The 16,546-nt window shown below is 71.3% G+C and carries 14 protein-coding genes and 1 pseudogene; 4 read left to right on the top strand and 11 right to left on the bottom strand.

The window, feature by feature from the left end:
- Nucleotides 1-14: 14 nt before the first annotated feature.
- The 4 genes and pseudogenes from ACFY8W_RS16320 to ACFY8W_RS16305 form a co-directional block, all read right to left on the bottom strand.
- Nucleotides 15-1,553, bottom strand: a pseudogene (locus ACFY8W_RS16320) (PH domain-containing protein).
- The gene (locus tag ACFY8W_RS16315; RefSeq protein WP_391105277.1) at nt 1,550-2,050 is read right to left on the bottom strand and encodes a PH domain-containing protein; all 501 of its coding nucleotides are present in this window, start codon (nt 2,048-2,050) and stop codon (nt 1,550-1,552) included. The pseudogene ACFY8W_RS16320 and the gene ACFY8W_RS16315 overlap by 4 nt, the downstream one beginning before the upstream one ends.
- A gap of 25 nt (nt 2,051-2,075) precedes the next feature.
- Nucleotides 2,076-3,731, bottom strand: a complete 1,656-nt coding sequence (gene pgi / locus ACFY8W_RS16310) for a glucose-6-phosphate isomerase (protein WP_391105559.1) — start codon at nt 3,729-3,731, stop codon at nt 2,076-2,078.
- An 82-nt stretch (nt 3,732-3,813) separates the two neighbouring features.
- Nucleotides 3,814-4,578: a sugar isomerase domain-containing protein gene (locus tag ACFY8W_RS16305; RefSeq protein ID WP_391105275.1), complete on the bottom strand. Its 765-nt coding sequence runs from the start codon at nt 4,576-4,578 to the stop codon at nt 3,814-3,816.
- A 227-nt stretch (nt 4,579-4,805) separates the two neighbouring features.
- Here ACFY8W_RS16305 and ACFY8W_RS16300 point away from each other — a divergent pair, with 227 nt between their 5' ends.
- The 3 genes from ACFY8W_RS16300 to ACFY8W_RS16290 are packed head-to-tail and all read left to right on the top strand — an operon-like array spanning nt 4,806 to nt 7,416.
- Nucleotides 4,806-5,756: a transporter substrate-binding domain-containing protein gene (locus tag ACFY8W_RS16300; protein WP_391105273.1), complete on the top strand. Its 951-nt coding sequence runs from the start codon at nt 4,806-4,808 to the stop codon at nt 5,754-5,756.
- Nucleotides 5,756-6,658, top strand: a complete 903-nt coding sequence (locus ACFY8W_RS16295; protein ID WP_391105271.1) for an ABC transporter permease subunit — start codon at nt 5,756-5,758, stop codon at nt 6,656-6,658. Before ACFY8W_RS16300 ends, ACFY8W_RS16295 begins: the two co-directional genes overlap by 1 nt.
- Nucleotides 6,655-7,416, top strand: a complete 762-nt coding sequence (locus ACFY8W_RS16290) for an ATP-binding cassette domain-containing protein (protein WP_391105269.1) — start codon at nt 6,655-6,657, stop codon at nt 7,414-7,416. The genes ACFY8W_RS16295 and ACFY8W_RS16290 overlap by 4 nt, the downstream gene beginning before the upstream one ends.
- Before the next feature lie 100 nt (nt 7,417-7,516).
- Here the strand turns inward: ACFY8W_RS16290 and ACFY8W_RS16285 are convergent, their stop codons facing one another.
- Nucleotides 7,517-8,434 (bottom strand): BadF/BadG/BcrA/BcrD ATPase family protein, encoded by a 918-nt coding sequence (locus ACFY8W_RS16285; protein ID WP_391105267.1) that lies wholly within the window; start codon nt 8,432-8,434, stop codon nt 7,517-7,519.
- A gap of 59 nt (nt 8,435-8,493) precedes the next feature.
- On the opposite strand from ACFY8W_RS16285, the gene ACFY8W_RS16280 reads away from it, so the two are divergent.
- The gene (locus ACFY8W_RS16280) at nt 8,494-9,348 is read left to right on the top strand and encodes an SIS domain-containing protein (protein ID WP_391105265.1); all 855 of its coding nucleotides are present in this window, start codon (nt 8,494-8,496) and stop codon (nt 9,346-9,348) included.
- A 78-nt stretch (nt 9,349-9,426) separates the two neighbouring features.
- On the opposite strand, the gene ACFY8W_RS16275 is transcribed toward ACFY8W_RS16280, so the two are convergent.
- The 6 genes from ACFY8W_RS16275 to ACFY8W_RS16250 all read right to left on the bottom strand — a co-directional run bounded on the left by ACFY8W_RS16275 (nt 9,427) and on the right by ACFY8W_RS16250 (nt 16,506).
- A complete protein-coding gene (locus tag ACFY8W_RS16275; protein ID WP_003957010.1) occupies nt 9,427-9,762 on the bottom strand; it encodes an RNA polymerase-binding protein RbpA in 336 nt (111 codons plus the stop codon).
- A 77-nt stretch (nt 9,763-9,839) separates the two neighbouring features.
- Nucleotides 9,840-10,070, bottom strand: a complete 231-nt coding sequence (gene secG / locus ACFY8W_RS16270; RefSeq protein WP_265866124.1) for a preprotein translocase subunit SecG — start codon at nt 10,068-10,070, stop codon at nt 9,840-9,842.
- 106 nt (nt 10,071-10,176) lie between these two features.
- The gene (gene tpiA / locus ACFY8W_RS16265; protein ID WP_391105557.1) at nt 10,177-10,932 is read right to left on the bottom strand and encodes a triose-phosphate isomerase; all 756 of its coding nucleotides are present in this window, start codon (nt 10,930-10,932) and stop codon (nt 10,177-10,179) included.
- A gap of 41 nt (nt 10,933-10,973) precedes the next feature.
- The gene (locus ACFY8W_RS16260) at nt 10,974-12,185 is read right to left on the bottom strand and encodes a phosphoglycerate kinase (RefSeq protein ID WP_391105263.1); all 1,212 of its coding nucleotides are present in this window, start codon (nt 12,183-12,185) and stop codon (nt 10,974-10,976) included.
- A gap of 110 nt (nt 12,186-12,295) precedes the next feature.
- Complete coding sequence (gap, locus tag ACFY8W_RS16255; RefSeq protein ID WP_391105261.1) at nt 12,296-13,303, bottom strand: type I glyceraldehyde-3-phosphate dehydrogenase; 1,008 nt, start codon at nt 13,301-13,303, stop codon at nt 12,296-12,298.
- Nucleotides 13,304-13,551: 248 nt separating this feature from the next.
- Nucleotides 13,552-16,506 carry a M14 family zinc carboxypeptidase gene (locus ACFY8W_RS16250; protein WP_391105260.1) on the bottom strand — a complete coding sequence of 985 codons (2,955 nt, stop codon included), beginning with the start codon at nt 16,504-16,506 and terminating at the stop codon, nt 13,552-13,554.
- Nucleotides 16,507-16,546: the final 40 nt, after the last annotated feature.

Below are 16,546 nucleotides of genomic sequence, written 5' to 3'. Positions count from 1 at the left end.
CACCGGGGCCCCGCTCACCGTTCGGTGGGCGGGGCCCCGGCCGTTTCCAGGAAGGGTGCGAGCAGGCCGGGCACGGCCTCGGCCGCGAAGGTCAGGCCCTGGCTCTCGCCCGCGTCGTGGACGTCGTACGCGCCCTCGCCGGCGGCGGTCGTGGCGCTGAGCGTGAGCAGGCCGGCCCGCCGCTGGAACCAGGACTGCCTGACGGTCCAGCCGATGACCCCGGCGCGCTGGAGGGCGACCGTGGAGCGGCGGATGGTGCCCGAACGGGTGATCAGGTAGGCGCCGCTGACGCCGTGTCCGAGGTTGCGTTACGCGTCGAGCGCGAGGAGCACCGCGAGCGGGGTGAGGACGACGGCGACGCCGACCGCGAGGTACAGCAGGACGGGCGTGAGCCGGGCTCCCAGGACGGCGAGGACGGCCGCCGGGCCGAGCGCGGCCCACAGGGCCCGGCGCAACCGCCGGGTGCGGGCGGCGCGGGGATGGGCGTCCAGCGGTGCCCCGGTGGGCGGTTCGGCCTCGCGCAGTACGCGGGCGGCGACCCGGTCGGCCACGGCCCTGGGCGCGGGCGGCAGCAGGTTCTTGAGGTCGGCGTGCTTGTCGTCGTCGTCCTGGGCGAGGCCGGTGGCCACGGCGTCGACGCGGGCGGCGCGGAACAGCCGTACGCCGAGGGGCTCGACGAGTTCGACGCCGCGCAGCCGCCCTTCCTCCAGGGAGACCGAGCGGGCGGTGAGCAGACCGCGGCGGACCCGCAGGGTGCCGCCGGGCTCGCGCTCCAGGCGGTAGTGCGACCACATCTCGATCCACAGGCCGAGTGCGCCGATCACGCCGGCGACGGTCGCGAGCAGCACCAGGTCGGCGATCATCCAGGGCAGCGAGACGTCCTCGAAGCGGTCCCCTATCCAGTGGATGACCTTGTCCTGGGCGCCGAACCAGTCGCTGACCTGTATGACGGCGCCCGCCGCCGCGCCGCCGAGCAGCGGGGCGACGAAGGAGACCGGGGCGTAGCGGATCCAGCGCGGGTCGAGGGCGGCGAGGACGCCGTCGTGGGCGGTGTCCCCGGGCGTGCCCGCCGGGCGGGCGAGCAGGGTGCGGCGGAGGTGTTCGCCCTCGGGCCGGGTGACCAGGTCGAGTTCGAGGGTGGACTCGCCGTCGGTGTGCTCTCCGGTGCCGATCCTGACCTTGACCAGGCCGAGGAGGCGTTCGAGCGGGTTGGCGGTGAGGTCGACGCTGCGGATGCGTTCGCGGGCGAGCGACCGGCGTTTGACGACGAGCAGCCCGGTGTGGAGGTCGATCCGGTCGGTGCCGACGCGGTAGCGGGTGCGGCGCAGCCGGACCCAGTCGGCGGCGGTGCCGCCGCCGATGAGCAGGACGGCCCCGGCGAGCACCCAGGCGGCGGCCTGCCACAGCGGCCGTGAGCCGGAGGACAGGCTGAGGAAGGCGGGGAGCGCGGCTCCGCCGGCGACGCCGCACAGCACGGCGGCGCCGGCGAGCACCGTACGGGGCGCGAGCCGCCGCCAGTCCCCGTGCGGGCCGACGTCCTCGGGGGCGGTCATGTGGCGTCGCCGGGAGTGGCCCGGGTGATCGCGGTGAGCCGTTCGGCGAGCTCGGCGGCGAGCTCGTGGTCGAGGCCCTCGACGCGGATCGCGCCCTTGGAGGAGGCGGTGGTGACGGTCACGGTGGCGAGCCGGAAGGCCTGCTCCAGCGGGCCGCGGACGGTGTCGACGGTCTGGATCCGCGACATGGGGGCGATCCGCCACTCCTGCCACAGGGCGCCGGTACGGACGTACACGGCGTCCTCGGTGACCTCCCAGCGGTGCACCCGGAACCACCAGGCGGGGAGGAACGCGGTGCAGCCGAGCCCGAGGACGGCGACCGCACCGGCCGTCGCGAGGAGCCAGGTCCTGGCCGGCCCGACGAAGGCGCCGAGCGCGGCCAGGACGGCCACCGGGACGGCGGTGGCGATCAGGAGCCGCACCCGCCACCAGCCGAGCGCGCGCCGGTCGACGGCGTTCCTCGGCGGGCGCAGCCTCACCTCGTGCGGCTCGGACACCGCGTCCTCCCCCCGTGTCACCGGGTCAGTTCCGGCCGCGCAGCGAGCGGTAGACGGCGACGAGTCCCGCGGTGGAGCTGTCGAGCCGGTCGGCGCCCTCGCCGCCGGTGAGCACCGGCTCGATCTTCTTGGCGAGGACCTTGCCGAGCTCGACGCCCCACTGGTCGAACGAGTCGATGTTCCAGACGGCGCCCTGGACGAAGACCTTGTGCTCGTAGAGGGCGACGAGCTGGCCGAGCACGGACGGGGTGAGGCCGTCGGCGAGGATCGTCGTGGTGGGGTGGTTGCCCTGGAAGGTCTTGTGCGGGACGAGCTCCTCGGGCACGCCCTCGGCCCGTACCTCCTCTGGCGTCTTGCCGAAGGCGAGGGCCTGGGTCTGGGCGAGGAAGTTGGCCATCAGCAGGTCGTGCTGGGCCACCAGTCCGGGCAGCAGGTCGTCGACGGGCTTCGCGAAGCCGATGAAGTCGGCCGGGATGACCTTGGTGCCCTGGTGGATCAGCTGGTAGTAGGCGTGCTGCCCGTTGGTCCCGGGGGTGCCCCAGACGACCGGTCCGGTCTGCCAGTCGACGGGCTGTCCGTCACGGGTGACGGACTTGCCGTTGGACTCCATGTCGAGCTGCTGGAGGTAGGCGGTGAACTTCGACAGGTAGTGGGAGTACGGCAGGACGGCGTGCGACTGGGCGTCGAAGAAGGCGCCGTACCAGATGCCGAGGAGGCCGAGCAGGAGGGGCGCGTTCTCCTCGGGCGGCGCGGTGCGGAAGTGCTCGTCGACGAGGTGGAAACCGTCGAGCATCTCGCGGAAGCGGTCCGGGCCGATGGCGACCATCAGGGAGAGGCCGATGGCGGAGTCGTACGAGTAGCGGCCGCCGACCCAGTCCCAGAACCCGAACATGTTCGTGGTGTCGATGCCGAAGTCCTCGACCTTCTCGGCGTTGGTCGACAGGGCCACGAAGTGCTTGGCGACGGCCTCCTGGCCGGCCTTCAGCTCGCCGAGGAGCCAGTCACGGGCCGAGGTGGCGTTGGTGATCGTCTCGATGGTGGTGAAGGTCTTCGAGGCGACGACGAACAGGGTCTCCTCCGCGTCGAGGTCGCGGACGGCCTCGTGGAGGTCGGCCCCGTCGACGTTGGAGACGAAACGGAACGTCAGGTCGCGCCGCGTGTAGGAGCGCAGTACCTCGAAGGCCATCGCGGGGCCGAGGTCGGAGCCGCCGATGCCGATGTTGACGATGTTCTTGACCGGCTTGCCGGTGTGGCCGGTCCACTCGCCCGCGCGGACCTGGTCGGCGAAGGCGGCCATCTTGTCGAGGACGGCGTGGACCTCGGGGACGACATTCTCTCCGTCGACCTCGATCACCGCGTCGCGCGGGGCGCGCAGCGCGGTGTGCAGGACGGCGCGGTGCTCGGTGTTGTTGATCTTCTCGCCGCGGAACATGGCGTCGCGCAGTCCGGCGACGCCGGTGGCGGCGGCGAGGTCGCGCAGCAGCGCCAGCGTCTCGTCGGTCACCAGCTGCTTGGAGTAGTCCAGATACAGGTCGCCGACCCGCAGCGTGTACGCGCTGCCGCGCTCGGGGTCGGCGGCGAACAGTTCGCGCAGATGGGTGTCGCCCAGCTGCTCGCGGTGCTTGCCGAGGGCCGTCCACTCGGGCAGCTGGTTGAGCCTGCTTCGGCCTGCGTCATTCATCTCGGACATCGCCCATTCCTCGTCTTGCTGCGTGTGTGCCCCGCTGTCCTCCAACCTAATTGATCCGGTGTGCGAAACGCGTTCAGTGACCGCCGCGGTGCAGCCGTCCCGCGTAGCGGGCCTCCAGGAGCGCGTTGCGCTCGTGGCCGCCGGGGAGGTTGGCGGAGACGTAGACGGGCGGCTCGTGTCCCTCGGCGAGGAGCAGGGCGACGGCCTCTGCGACGGTCATCTGCACGAGGAGGGACGAGGTGAGGGTGGAGATCCCGCACAGCGCACCGCCGTCGGGCAGCGGCAGCACGGCGTCGCCCGCGGGGGCGCCGTTGTCGAGGACGGCGTCGGCGAGGTCGGCGAGCCGCTTGCCGCTCGCGTGCAGGGCGGGCACGGCGTGGGTGTGCTCCAGCGAGGTCAGGGCGACCAGCCGGTGGCCGGCGCCGGTGACCTTGAGGGCCAGGTCGACGATCGCGTTGTTGACGCCGGAGTTGGAGATGATGACGAACAGGTCCTGGGGCCGGGGCGTGGCGAGCGCGTAGAGCCGGTCGGCGAGTCCCGGCGAGCGTTCGAGCAGCGGGTCCCGGAGGATCGCCGGGTCCTCGCCGCCGCGCAGGACGAGGTCGGCGAGCGAGATCCGGCTGGTGGGCACGAACCCGCCGGCCCGTCCGGCCACTTCGAGCGCGGCGGCCTGCGAGTGACCGGTGCCGAAGGCGTGGATCACCCCGTCGGCGGCCACGCAGTCCGCGAACAGCCGCGCCGCGACGGCGACGGCGTCCTTGTTGGCGCCGACGACCCGCTCGACGGCGGTCCGGGCGACGTCGGCGAACCGGGCGGCTCCGAGGGCGACTTGGGCCATGACGGGGACTCCTCTGCGCGAGCTTGCGGGTGAGCCCTGGCCGGACTCTGGATGGATGAACCGAATGACATTGCCGTGATCGGTTCAATGAACCAGTACCTGTGAGGGCCCGTCAAGAGACCCTGGTTGATCGTCGGCGCCGTGGACTAGGTTGCTCGGCGTCCCACCCGCACCACCCGCACCACTCCTGTTCTTTACTCCCTGCTCACAGCTCTGGAGCTATCGACATGACCGTGCGCACATCAGCCCTTCGCCGTACCACGGCACTCTTACTCGCGTCCGCCGCCCTCACCGCCACGAGCGCGTGCGGCGACCAGCGGGACGACGCCGCAGCGGGCGGCGGCACACCGAAGAAATCCGCCGCCGCCCCGTTGGGCGACCGCCTCCCGGCGGACATCCGAGCCGCCGGCATCGTCAGGGTCGGCTCCGACATCGCCTACCCGCCGGTCGAGTTCAAGGACGGTTCGGGCGCCACCGTGGGCCTCGATCCGGACATCGCCGAGGCACTGGGCGAGCAGCTCGGCGTGGAGTTCCGTTTCGAGAACGGCACCTTCGACACCCTCGTCAGCGGGCTGCGCGCCGACCGCTACGACGTCATCATGTCGGCGATGAACGACACCAAGGCCCGCCAGGAGGGTGTCGACTCCGTCACCGGCAAGAAGATCGGCGAGGGCCTGGACTTCGTCGACTACTTCTCCGCCGGGGTCTCCCTCTACGCCCGCAAGGCGCACGCCGGGTCCGTCAAGGGCTGGGCGGACCTGTGCGGGAAGACCGTCGCCGTCCAGCGCGGCAGCGTCGCCCACGACCTGCTCAAGTCCGAGAACGGCAAGTGCGCCAAGGGCGGCGGGCCGGCCATCGCCATCGAGGCCTACGACACCGACGCGCAGGCCCAGACCCGGGTCCGCAGCAAGGGCGTGGACGTCGGCTGCTCCGACTTCCCGGCCGCCGCCTACGCCGTCAAGACCTCGGGCGGAGGACAGGACTTCGTCCTGGTCGGCGAGCAGACGGACGCCGCCCCGTACGGGATCGCCGTCGCGAAGAAGGACACGCGCCTGCGCGACGCGATCGCCGCCGCCCTCGACGCGATCATCGCCAACGGCCGGTACGCCGAGATCGTGGACAAGTGGGGCGGCCGGGACGGCGCCGTCACGAAGGCCGTCGTCAACGGCGGTGTCTGATGAAGGACTCCGGCATAGCCCACACGGAGGTGCGGGCCGTCCCGGTCCGCCACTACGGGCGGTACGCCGCCGCCGTCGTGGTCCTGGCCCTGTTCGGGGCGATCGTCTACGCCTTCGCGCGCGGCGAGATCAACTGGGGAGCGATCCCGGACTACCTCTTCGACGACCGCATCATGGAGGGCGTGCGCGAGACGCTCGTGCTGACCGTGCTCTCCATGCTCATCGGCGTGGGCGGCGGCACCGTCCTCGCCGTGATGCGCCTGTCGAGGAACCCGGTGACCTCGTCGGTCGCGTGGTTCTACATCTGGTTCTTCCGCGGCACCCCGGTCTACGTCCAGCTGCTCGTCTGGTTCAACCTGGGACTCGTCTTCGACTACATCAACCTCCCGCCGGTCTACCAGGACGAGTGGTCGGACTTCATGACGCCGTTCCTCACGGCGCTGCTCGGCCTCGGCCTCAACGAGGCCGCCTACATGGCGGAGATCTGCCGGGCCGGCCTGCTGGCGGTTGACGAGGGCCAGACCGAGGCCGCGCACGCGCTCGGCATGAGGCACGGCGCGACGCTGCGCCGGATCGTGATCCCGCAGGCCATGCGGGTCATCGTGCCGCCCACGGGCAACGAGGTCATCAACATGCTGAAGACGACCTCCCTGGTGGCGGCCGTGCAGTACTACGAACTCCTGCGGTACGCGCAGGACATCGGCCAGACCTCGGGCTCGCCCGTGGAGATGCTGTTCCTCGCGGCCGTCTGGTACCTGATCCTGACCTCGCTCCTCAGCGTCGGCCAGTTCTACCTGGAGCGGTACTACGCCCGCGGGGCGATCAGGAACCTGCCGCCCACGCCCTGGCAGAAGGTCAAGGCCACCCTGTCGACGCTCCGCCGCCCGGAGGTGCCCAGGTGACCGCCATGGTCAAGGCCGAAGGCGTCCACAAGTCCTACGGCGCGGCGCACATCCTCCGCGGCATCGACCTGGAGGTGCAGAACGGCGAGGTGTTCTGCCTGGTCGGCCCCTCCGGCTCCGGCAAGTCCACCTTCCTGCGCTGCATCAACCACCTGGAGCGCATCGACGGCGGACGCCTGTCCGTCGACGGCCGGCTGGTGGGCTACAAGCAGAAGGGCGACAAGCTCTACGAGCTGAAGGACAGCGAGGTCGCCGCCCAGCGCCGCGACATCGGCATGGTCTTCCAGCGCTTCAACCTCTTCCCCCACATGACGGCCCTGGCCAACGTCATGGAGGCACCCATCCAGGTCAAGGGCGAGTCCAAGGCCGTCGCCCGCGAACGGGCCGAGCGCCTGCTCGACCGGGTCGGCCTGCGCGACCGGATGGGCAACTACCCCTCCCAGCTCTCCGGCGGCCAGCAGCAGCGCGTCGCCATCGCCCGCGCACTGGCGATGGAACCCAAGCTCATGCTCTTCGACGAGCCCACCTCCGCCCTCGACCCCGAGCTCGTCGGCGACGTCCTCGACGTCATGCGCCAGCTCGCCGAGGACGGCATGACGATGATCGTCGTCACCCACGAGATGGGCTTCGCCCGCGAAGTGGGCGACTCCCTCGTCTTCATGGACGGCGGCGTCGTCGTCGAGTCGGGCAACCCGCGCGACGTCCTCACCAACCCGCAGCACGACCGCACCAAGGCCTTCCTGTCCAAGGTGCTGTAAGCCCGGCAAGGCGGTACGGAAAACGCGGGAGGGGCGGTACGGGCAGCAGGAGCCCGTAGCGCCCCTCCCGTCCCGTCCCGCCGCGTCCCGCCCTCTCCCGTCAGACGAGCAGCCGCGCCAGCGACACCGCGCCCGCCAGGCCGTCCGGCACGGAGGACGGTACGAGTCCCGATGCCCGCACCCGGGCGGACAGGCGCGCCAGGAGCGGTCCTCCGGGGGCCAGGAGGCCGCCGGTCACCACCAGCGGCTCGCCCGGGCGCGGCCCCAACGCTCGTACCGTCGCCGCGAGTTCGTCCGCCGCGCGGTCGAGCAGCTCGCCGGCGACGGCGTCCCCCGCGTCGGCGGCGGCCACCACCAGCGGGCTCAGCTCCGCTAGCCGCACCGGGTGGGCGGCGTACGCGAACCCGACCACGCGCTCCTTCGCGAGGCCTCCGCAGAGCTCCCCCACGGGGCCCGTGAGGGCTGTGGCCGGACCCCGGCCGTCGAGGGCCCGCAGCACCGCGCGCAGCGCCTCCCTGCCCAGCCAGAAGCCGCTGCCCGCGTCCCCGAGCAGCCAGCCGTCGCCGTCCACCGCGCGCACCATGCGGCGGTCCGCGACGCGCGCGCCCGCCGCCCCGGTGCCGGCGATGAGGACCAGGCCGTCGGCCGGGGTGCCGGGCCCGGCCGCGAAGGCCACCTCCGCGTCGCCGCGCACCTCGATCCGCGCCGGGGCCGCTCCGACCTCCGCGAGCGCCGCCGCGAGCGCCGCCTCGGCCCGCTCCCTGCCCCCGCCGGGCCCGCCGCCCGCGAAGCCCGCCACGACCGCGGCGACCGCTCCCCCGCCACCCGGCGGCACCGCCCCGCGCAGGGCCTCGGACAGATGCCGTACGAGCGCGTCCGCGGGCACGCTCAGCGCGTTGCCCGGGCCGCCCGTGCCCTCGCCCAGCGTCCGTCCGGTCGCGGCTTCGGCGAGACGCGCCCTGGTGCGCGTACCGCCCGCGTCGATGCCGACCACCCGTTGAATCCTGGATTCGTTCATCAGGCCGCATGCTGGTTGATAGATTCACCCGGTCACAAGACCCCGGAAGGCTCTCTCGCATGATCACCGCACTGATCCGCTCCGAACTTCCCCGGATGTCCGGCTCCTTGCGGAAGGTGGGCGACTGGGTGCTCGCCGATCCGGCCCGTGTGGCGGGGCTCTCCGCCGCCGAGCTCGGGCGTCGCACCGGCACCTCGCAGGCCACCGTGACCCGCTTCTGCCACGCCCTCGGCCTCGACTCGTACCAGCGGCTGCTGCTCGAACTCGCCAGGGAGCAGGGACAGGAGAGCGCCGAGCCGCGGGAACACCGGCCGCTCGGCCCGGAGATCGGGCCCGACGAGCCGCTGGAGCACGTCGTCGCCGCCGTCGCCCGCGCCGATCTCGCCGCCTTGCGCGCCACCAGCGAGCAGCTCGATCTGGACGCCCTGGAGCGGGCCGCCCGCGCGCTCGCCCGGGCCCGCCGGATCGACGTCTACGGGGTCGGCGCCTCCGGTGTGCTCGCCCTGGAGACGCAGGCCCGGCTGTTCGGCATCGGCTGCGAGGCCCGCGCCTGGACCGAGGTGCACGCGGCGGAGACCTCCGCCGCCCTCCTGGCGCCCGCGGACGCGGTCGTCGCGCTCTCCCACTCGGGCGCGACCCGCGAGGTCCTCGGACCGCTGCGGCTGGCCGGCGAGCGGGGCGCCTCGACCGTGGCCGTCACCGGCGACCCGCGCTCCCCGGTGGCCCGCGCGGCGGGCGTCCATCTCACCTCGACCGCCGCGCCCACGGGGTTCCGGCACGGCGGCTTCGGCACCCGGCACTCGGTGCTGCTGATCCTCGACTGCCTCTACGCGCGCGTGGCGCAGCTGACCTACGCGCGGGCCACGGCCGCCCTCGCGCTCACCGCGCACATCGCCGACGACCACCGGAGATGACGTACGGGACACGCACCCGGACATGACGAACGGGTCCTGTGTCCAGGACCCGTTCGTCATCGTGTCGTCGTGTCGCGCTCAGATCTCCCCACGGAGCTTGGCGAGCGCCTCGGCGAGGATCGCCTCGCCGTCCGCGTCGCTGCGCCGCTCCCGTACGTACGCGAGGTGCGTCTTGTACGGCTCGGTGCGCGGCGGGTCCGGCGGGTTGTCCCGGTCCTGGCCGGCCGGGAAGCCACAGCGCGGGCAGTCCCAGGTGTCCGGCACCTGTGCGTCGCTGGCGAAGCTCGGCTGGGTCTCGTGCCCGTTCGAGCACCAGAAGGAGATGCGGAGACGCGGTGCCGACTCGCCCCGCTCGGCCTCCCCCATCGGCCCCGCTCCGACCCGGCTTCCCCGGATCGCGTTGCCACTTGCCACGGTCGTAACTCCCTGCGTGATGGTGCTCGAAGATGCCCCAGTCTACGTAAGGCCCAACGCGCGTCCAGTGATTGGAGTTACCCGTCCATCTTCATCAGCAGACCAAGTACGACAATGCACGCGAACCACAGCAGACCGACCACCACGGTGATGCGGTCCAGGTTGCGCTCGGCGACCGAGGAGCCACCGACGGACGACTGCATGCCGCCACCGAACATGTCGGAGAGGCCGCCGCCCTTCCCCTTGTGCATCAGCACGAGCAGCATCAGCAGCGCACTGAAGACGATCAGGGCGATCGAGAACCCCATAACCACGGCTGGACCAACTTCCTCGGACTTATACGGACGGGGGCCGGGCATCGTACCTGCCCGACCCCCGCAAGGGTACGACGGATCTCCCCCGCCGCCTACATCATCACTGGTCGCGGAACCGGACGATCTTGACGAACTCGTCGGCGTCCAGCGAGGCGCCGCCGACCAGCGCGCCGTCGATGTCGGCCTGCGCCATGATCTCGGCCACGTTGCCGCTCTTCACGGAGCCGCCGTACTGGATGCGGACCTTGTCGGCCAGCTCCTGCGAGTACAGCTCGGCGAGCTTGCCGCGGATGGCCGCGCAGACCTCCTGCGCGTCCTCGGCGCCGCAGACCTTGCCGGTGCCGATGGCCCAGACGGGCTCGTAGGCGATCACGACGGACTCGGCCTGCTCGGCCGGCACGCCCTTCAGACCGCCCTCGACCTGGGCCAGGGTGTGCGGGACCGCGTTGCCGGCCTCGCGGACCTCCAGCTCCTCGCCGACGCAGAGGATCGGGGTGATCCCGTGCCGGTAGGCGGCCTTCACCTTGGCGTTGCAGACCTCGTCGTCCTCGGCGTGGTACTGGCGGCGCTCCGAGTGGCCGACGGCCACGAAGGCGCACTTCAGCTTGGCCAGCATCGGGCCGGAGATCTCACCGGTGTACGCGCCGGAGTCGTGTGCCGAGAGGTCCTGGGCGCCGTACTTGATCTTCAGCTTGTCGCCGTCGACCAGGGTCTGCACGGAGCGCAGGTCGGTGAAGGGGACCAGGACGGCGACCTCGACGGCGTCGTAGTCCTTGTCGGTCAGGGCGAAGGCGAGCTTCTGGACGTGGGCGATGGCCTCGAGGTGGTTGAGGTTCATCTTCCAGTTGCCCGCCATCAGCGGGGTGCGGCCAGAAGAAAGAGATGCGGTCAAGGTGTTCAGTCCTCCAGTGCGGCGAGGCCGGGAAGCGTCTTGCCCTCGAGGTATTCGAGGGAGGCGCCGCCGCCGGTCGAGATGTGTCCGAACGCATTCTCGTCGAAGCCGAGCGTGCGCACGGCGGCGGCCGAGTCACCGCCGCCGACGACGGTGAAGCCGGGCGAGTCGAGCAGGGCCTGCGCGACGGCCTTGGTGCCGTTCGCGTAGTCGGGGTGCTCGAAGACGCCCATGGGGCCGTTCCAGAAGACCGTGCCCGCGTCGGCGAGCTTCGCCGCGTAGAGCTCGCGGGTCTCCGGGCCGATGTCGAGGCCCTCCTTGTCCGCCGGGATGGCGTCCGAGGCGACGGTCTCGAAGGTGGCCGGGGCCTTGGTCTTCAGGTCCGGGAAGTCGGCGGAGACCAGGACGTCGACGGGGAGCACGAACTCGACGCCGCGCTTCTCCGCCTCCGCCAGGTACTCCAGGCACTTGTCCTTCTGGTCCGCCTGCAGAAGCGAGATGCCGACCTCGTGGCCCTTGGCGGCCAGGAAGGTGTAGGCCATGCCGCCGCCGATGAGGATGCGGTCGGCCTTCTTCAGCAGGTTGTCGATGACACCGAGCTTGTCGGAGACCTTGGCGCCGCCGAGGACGACCACGTAGGGCCGCTTGACCTCGTCGGTGAGCTTCTTCAGGACGCCGACCTCGGTGGCGATGAGGTAGCCGGCGTAGTGCGGCAGCCGGCCCGGGAGGTCGAAGACCGAGGCGTGCTTGCGGTGGACCGCGCCGAAGCCGTCGCCGACGTAGACGTCGGCGAGCTCGGCCAGCTCGCCGGCGAAGGCGGCGCGCTCGGCGTCGTCCTTCGAGGTCTCGCCCGCGTTGAAGCGGAGGTTCTCGATGACGGCCACCTGGCCGTCGGCGAGGCCCGCCACGGTCGCCTTGGCCGACTCGCCGACGGTGTCGGTCGCGAAGGCCACGCCGGCGCCCAGCAGTTCGCCGAGGCGCCCGGCGGCCGGGGCGAGCGAGAAGGCCGGGTCCGGGGCGCCCTTGGGGCGGCCGAGGTGGGAGGCCACCACGACGCGGGCGCCGGCGTCGGCCAGCGCCTTGACGGTCGGGACCACGGCGCGGATGCGGCCGTCATCGGTGATGGTGGTGCCGTCGAGGGGCACGTTGAGGTCGGCGCGGACGAACACCCGCTTGCCGGACACGCCCTCGGCGAGCAGCTCGTCGATCGTCTTCATCTGTATCTCTGACTCCTTGGTACACGCGGTGGAGCACACGACACAGGGCTCGCGCAGTGCGTCATCGCACTGCCCGAGCCCTGCTTCATATCGAAAGCCCGCCCTAGAGCTTAGAGCTGGCCGCCGACGAAGACGGTGAGGTCGACGAGACGGTTGGAGTAACCCCACTCGTTGTCGTACCAGCCGAGGACCTTGACCGAGTTGCCCTCCTGGACCATCGTCAGCGACGAGTCGAACGTGCAGGACGCCGGGTCGCTCACGATGTCCGAGGAGACGATCTCGTCCTCGGTGTAGAACAGGATGCCCTTGAGGTCGCCGTCCGCGGCCTTCTTGAACGCGGCGTTGACCTCGTCCTTGGTGACCTCACGGGAGAGCTCCACGACCAGGTCGGTGACCGAACCGGTCGGGACCGGGACGCGCATGGCCATGCCGTCGAGCTTGCCCTTGAGCTGCGGGAGGACCAGGGCGGTGGCCTTGGCGGCACCGGTCGTGGTCGGGATGATGTTCTCCGCGGCGGCACGGGCGCGGCGCAGGTCCTTGTGCGGGAAGTCCAGGATGCGCTGGTCGTTGGTGTACGCGTGGACCGTGGTCATCAGACCGCGGACGATGCCGAAGTTCTCGTCGAGGACCTTGGCCATCGGCGCGACACAGTTGGTGGTGCAGGAGGCGTTGGAGATGACGTCGTGCTGCGCCGGGTCGTACTTCTCCTGGTTGACGCCCATGACGATGGTGATGTCCTCGTCCTTGGCCGGAGCCGAGATGAGGACCTTCTTGGCGCCACCGGCGAGGTGCTTGGCGGCGTCCTCGCGCTTGGTGAAGATGCCGGTGGACTCGATGACGATGTCGACGCCCAGCTCGCCCCACGGGATGTCGGCCGGGTTGCGCTCGGACAGCACCTTGATGGTGTGGCCGTCGACGGTGATGGTGTCGGCGGTGTGGGTCACCTCGGCCTTGAGGCGGCCCAGAATGGTGTCGTACTTCAGCAGGTGCGCCGTGGTCGCGGTGTCACCCAGGTCGTTGACCGCCACGACCTCGATGTCGGCACCCTGCTCAAGGAGCGCGCGGAAGTAGTTGCGACCGATACGGCCAAAGCCGTTGATGCCTACGCGGATCGTCACGAACCGATCTCCTCGTTAGGTACGCCGGGTTTCGACGCCCGGCGAGCTTCTCTTTTTGGGATGTCCCCGACCGCTTACGACCCTACCTCTCCGGATGGCTCCGCGTGACATCCCGTGCAGCCGTATGCGCCCGGAAACTGCGGGTAAAAGGCCGACAGCCCTTACCTACCAACGGGTAAGGGCTGTCGAGGGACCTTGGTCCCCACTACGGAGAGTGACGAAAACGGGTGCTCGCCTGAGCGCCCGAATCAGCGTCGGAGCGAAGTAAGCGCCCTTCTGACCAGACTCGCCCTTTCCGCCGCATTCGGGACGTGCTCGAGACCGAAGCCGAAGAGCACGGTGTCACGGGTGGTGACCGCGGCCTGGGAGTGGAACAGGGCCTCGGAACGGGTCCAGTCGCTTCCGTTCCCGGGACTTCCGGCCGGCGGTCCCGGTACGGACCAGGCGCCCGTCCCGGTCTCGAAGCCCTCGGTGTCGCTCACGGACCCGGCGTTCAGCCGCAGGTCGTCGACGAAGGCGCCCATCTCGCCGGTGCCCGGGTCGGAGACGTACGAGATCGCCAGCTCGACCTGCCTGCCCGCGTAGCGGCTCAGGTCGACGCTCGCCTGCCGCCAGCCGTTGGACGGGCCGGTGAAGGCGTTCCAGGCGCCCGTGGTGCCGGTGGCGGCGCAGCCGTCCTGCCCGACCGTGAGGTAGTGGGCGAGGAAGGGGTGGTCACGGACGTAGTAGCCCTCGCCGCAGTCGGCGGGCGGCTCCGCCGAGGTGCCGCCGTTGGCGTCGGGCAGGGTGGTCCAGTCGTCCTGGCCGACGGTGTGGGCCTCCACGATCAGGTTGTCGTAGCCCGGCTCGGTGTCGTAGCTGACCTGGAAGGTCAGGTTCGGCTTCGAGGCGGCGTCCACGCCCGTGAGGTCGACGGTCCGGCTCAGCCGGCCCCAGGTGCCGTCGGTGTGGCGCAGCGCGGCGAAGCGGCTGCCCTCGTACGGCTCGAAGGGGGTGCGGATGCCCGGGTAGTCGCCCGCGGAGGCGCTGGACGCGAACTGCGGGAAGCGGTCGGGCGTGAGGCTGTCGGAGGTGACGGTGTACGCGCCGGCGTTGTCCAGCGGGTTGTCGGCGGCGGCACCGAGTGCCACACCGCTGCCGCCGAGCCGGCCGGAGCCGGCGAAGGACGGCGGGGCGTTCAGCCCGGACCGGTTGAAGGCGCCGAGGTAGTACTGGGCGAAGTCGTTGGACTCGGCGCGGCCGATCCGCGCGAGCCCGCCCGACTTCTCGCCCGCGTTGATCAGTTTGCCGCCCTCGTTGAGATAGGCCCGGACGGCGAGCAGGGTGGCCCCGGAGGGCTGCTCGGCGCCGGTGTACCAGACGACGGTGCCGAAGTGGCCCAGCACGCCGAGGGTGTCCGGCGTGCCCTGGGTGGCGACGTCCCAGACGGCCGCCCTTCGGCCGTTCGCGGCGAGCGCCTTCACATAGGCCTCGGTGTGCCGCGCGGCGCTCGTTCCGCCCTCCTCGGCGAGGACGAGGACGTCGGCGCGGGGCCGCTCGGCCACGGTGTACGTGAACGGGGCGGACGCGGTCGTCTTCCCCTCCCGGGTGCGGGCGGTGTACCAGACCTCCACCTTGTCGCCGGGCCGCGCGCCCTCGACCTCGGCGCGGTACTCGTCGAAGTAGAGGTTGTCCTCGCCGCCGAAGGTCTCGCCGCCCTTCCAGGGCTCCAGACCCTCGCGGTGGGTGCGGCCGCCGTTGATCCGGTAGTTGAGGGCCTTGGCGCGCAGCGACTTGCGGGCGGTGACGGCCACCTCCTGGGCGCCGCCGTTCGCGTACGAGGTGGCGAAGGCGTCCGGGGTGAAGTCGGGGGCCTCGATGCCGACCGGGGACACCGGCCGGTCCGGGTGCGCGGCGGTCTCGGCGACGGCGAGCGCGAAGGGGACGTTCTTGGCGAACTCGGCCTGGATCAGCTTCTCGTCGTCCGGGAAGGTGAACACGGAGGCACAGTCGGCCGGGTCCCAGGCGTCGTTCGGGTCGACGCGGGAGGCGGTGGCGCAGGTCGACATCTCCGGGGTGAACATCTGCATCCCGTTGACGTTGGCGGCGTGTCCGTCGGCCTCGCCGTTGGTGATGTAGAGCTCGGAGGAGACCTGCGGGCGGTAGCCGGGGACCGCGGACTTCTGCGGGGTGCCGGCGAGCGCCTTGAGGGCCACGTCGTCGGGCGTGTCGGTGGCGACCTGCCAGCCCACGCCGTAGAGCAGCAGCTGGGCTGCGGAGTGGTAGTTGATGCCGTACGCGAAGCCGATGCGCTTCTGGAAGGCGTCCAGGGCCCGGGTCTCGGGCTCGGACATGGGGCCGGTGCCGCGGAAGGTCTCGTCGGCGGGGTCGGGCGAGGAACCCTCGTCGTCGTAGCCCCACTTGTAGGCGAAGTTGCGGTTGAGGTCCACGCCGTCGCCGGACTCGATGCGCCCGTCGCCGTTGTTGTCGCGCAGGTTCTTGCGCCACTGGCGGTTGCCGGGGTCGGCGTGGGTGAAGTCGTAGCCGTCCGGGTTGGCGGAGAGCACGAACCACAGCTCGGTGGTGTCGACCAGCTTCGTGATCCGCGGGTCCTTGCCGTAGCCGTCCAGGTAGTGGTGCATCAGCCGCCGGGTCATCTCCGGCGTGATCCACTCGCGGGCGTGCTGGTTGGACAGGTACAGCGTGGCGGGCCTGGAGCCGTCCTTGGTCTTCGCGGCGCCCTTGCTCACCTTGAGGGCGAGGATGTCCTGGCCCCTGACGGTCCTGCCGATGGAGACGACCTTGGTGAGCCCCGGGTTGGCCCGGGCGGTGTCCAGGATCTCCTGCTTGAGGCCGCCCTTGCCGCCGTACGGGCGGAAGACGCCGTCCCCGGCGGCCGCCACCCGCTTCTCGGCCTGGGCGCCGATGGTGTGCTCGGCGATCTCGACGCCGCGCCGGCGCAGCTGTCCGGCCTGCGCGTCGGTGAGGTAGAGCTCCACGGTGGCGGCGCCCCTGTCGGGCACCTGCTCGGTCAGTTCGTGGGCGTCGGTGCCTGCGTCGAGGAGGAGCGGCACCTGCTCCTTGGTGACCTTCGCCCGCCACACGGAGACGTGTTCGAAGTCCCCGTCCTGTGCCGTGGGTTGCGCTCCGGCGACGGGTGCCGTCGCCAGACCCGCGATGACCAGAGATGCCACGGCGAGGATCGCTCTCGCTCTGCGCCTCATCAGCCCCCCTTGCTGTCGTCTGCCACGAATGTGAACAGAC

It is taken from the genome of Streptomyces sp. NPDC012637, assembly GCF_042954805.1.
Classification (GTDB): Bacteria; Actinomycetota; Actinomycetes; order Streptomycetales; family Streptomycetaceae; genus Streptomyces.
Note: the sequence above shows the minus strand (reverse complement) of the source record. Positions and strands in the feature narration are given on the sequence as shown.

What these genes read in the sequence shown, in the direction of transcription:
- pgi (WP_391105559.1), bottom strand. Translation starts at nt 3,731, where the DNA reads ATGAATGACGCAGGCCGAAGCAGGCTCAACCAGCTGCCCGAGTGGACG.
- ACFY8W_RS16305 (WP_391105275.1), bottom strand. Translation starts at nt 4,578, where the DNA reads ATGGCCCAAGTCGCCCTCGGAGCCGCCCGGTTCGCCGACGTCGCCCGG.
- ACFY8W_RS16300 (WP_391105273.1), top strand. Translation starts at nt 4,806, where the DNA reads ATGACCGTGCGCACATCAGCCCTTCGCCGTACCACGGCACTCTTACTC.
- ACFY8W_RS16295 (WP_391105271.1), top strand. Translation starts at nt 5,756, where the DNA reads ATGAAGGACTCCGGCATAGCCCACACGGAGGTGCGGGCCGTCCCGGTC.
- ACFY8W_RS16285 (WP_391105267.1), bottom strand. Translation starts at nt 8,434, where the DNA reads ATGAACGAATCCAGGATTCAACGGGTGGTCGGCATCGACGCGGGCGGT.
- ACFY8W_RS16280 (WP_391105265.1), top strand. Translation starts at nt 8,494, where the DNA reads ATGATCACCGCACTGATCCGCTCCGAACTTCCCCGGATGTCCGGCTCC.
- secG (WP_265866124.1), bottom strand. Translation starts at nt 10,070, where the DNA reads ATGGGGTTCTCGATCGCCCTGATCGTCTTCAGTGCGCTGCTGATGCTG.
- tpiA (WP_391105557.1), bottom strand. Translation starts at nt 10,932, where the DNA reads ATGGCGGGCAACTGGAAGATGAACCTCAACCACCTCGAGGCCATCGCC.
- ACFY8W_RS16260 (WP_391105263.1), bottom strand. Translation starts at nt 12,185, where the DNA reads ATGAAGACGATCGACGAGCTGCTCGCCGAGGGCGTGTCCGGCAAGCGG.
- ACFY8W_RS16250 (WP_391105260.1), bottom strand. Translation starts at nt 16,506, where the DNA reads ATGAGGCGCAGAGCGAGAGCGATCCTCGCCGTGGCATCTCTGGTCATC.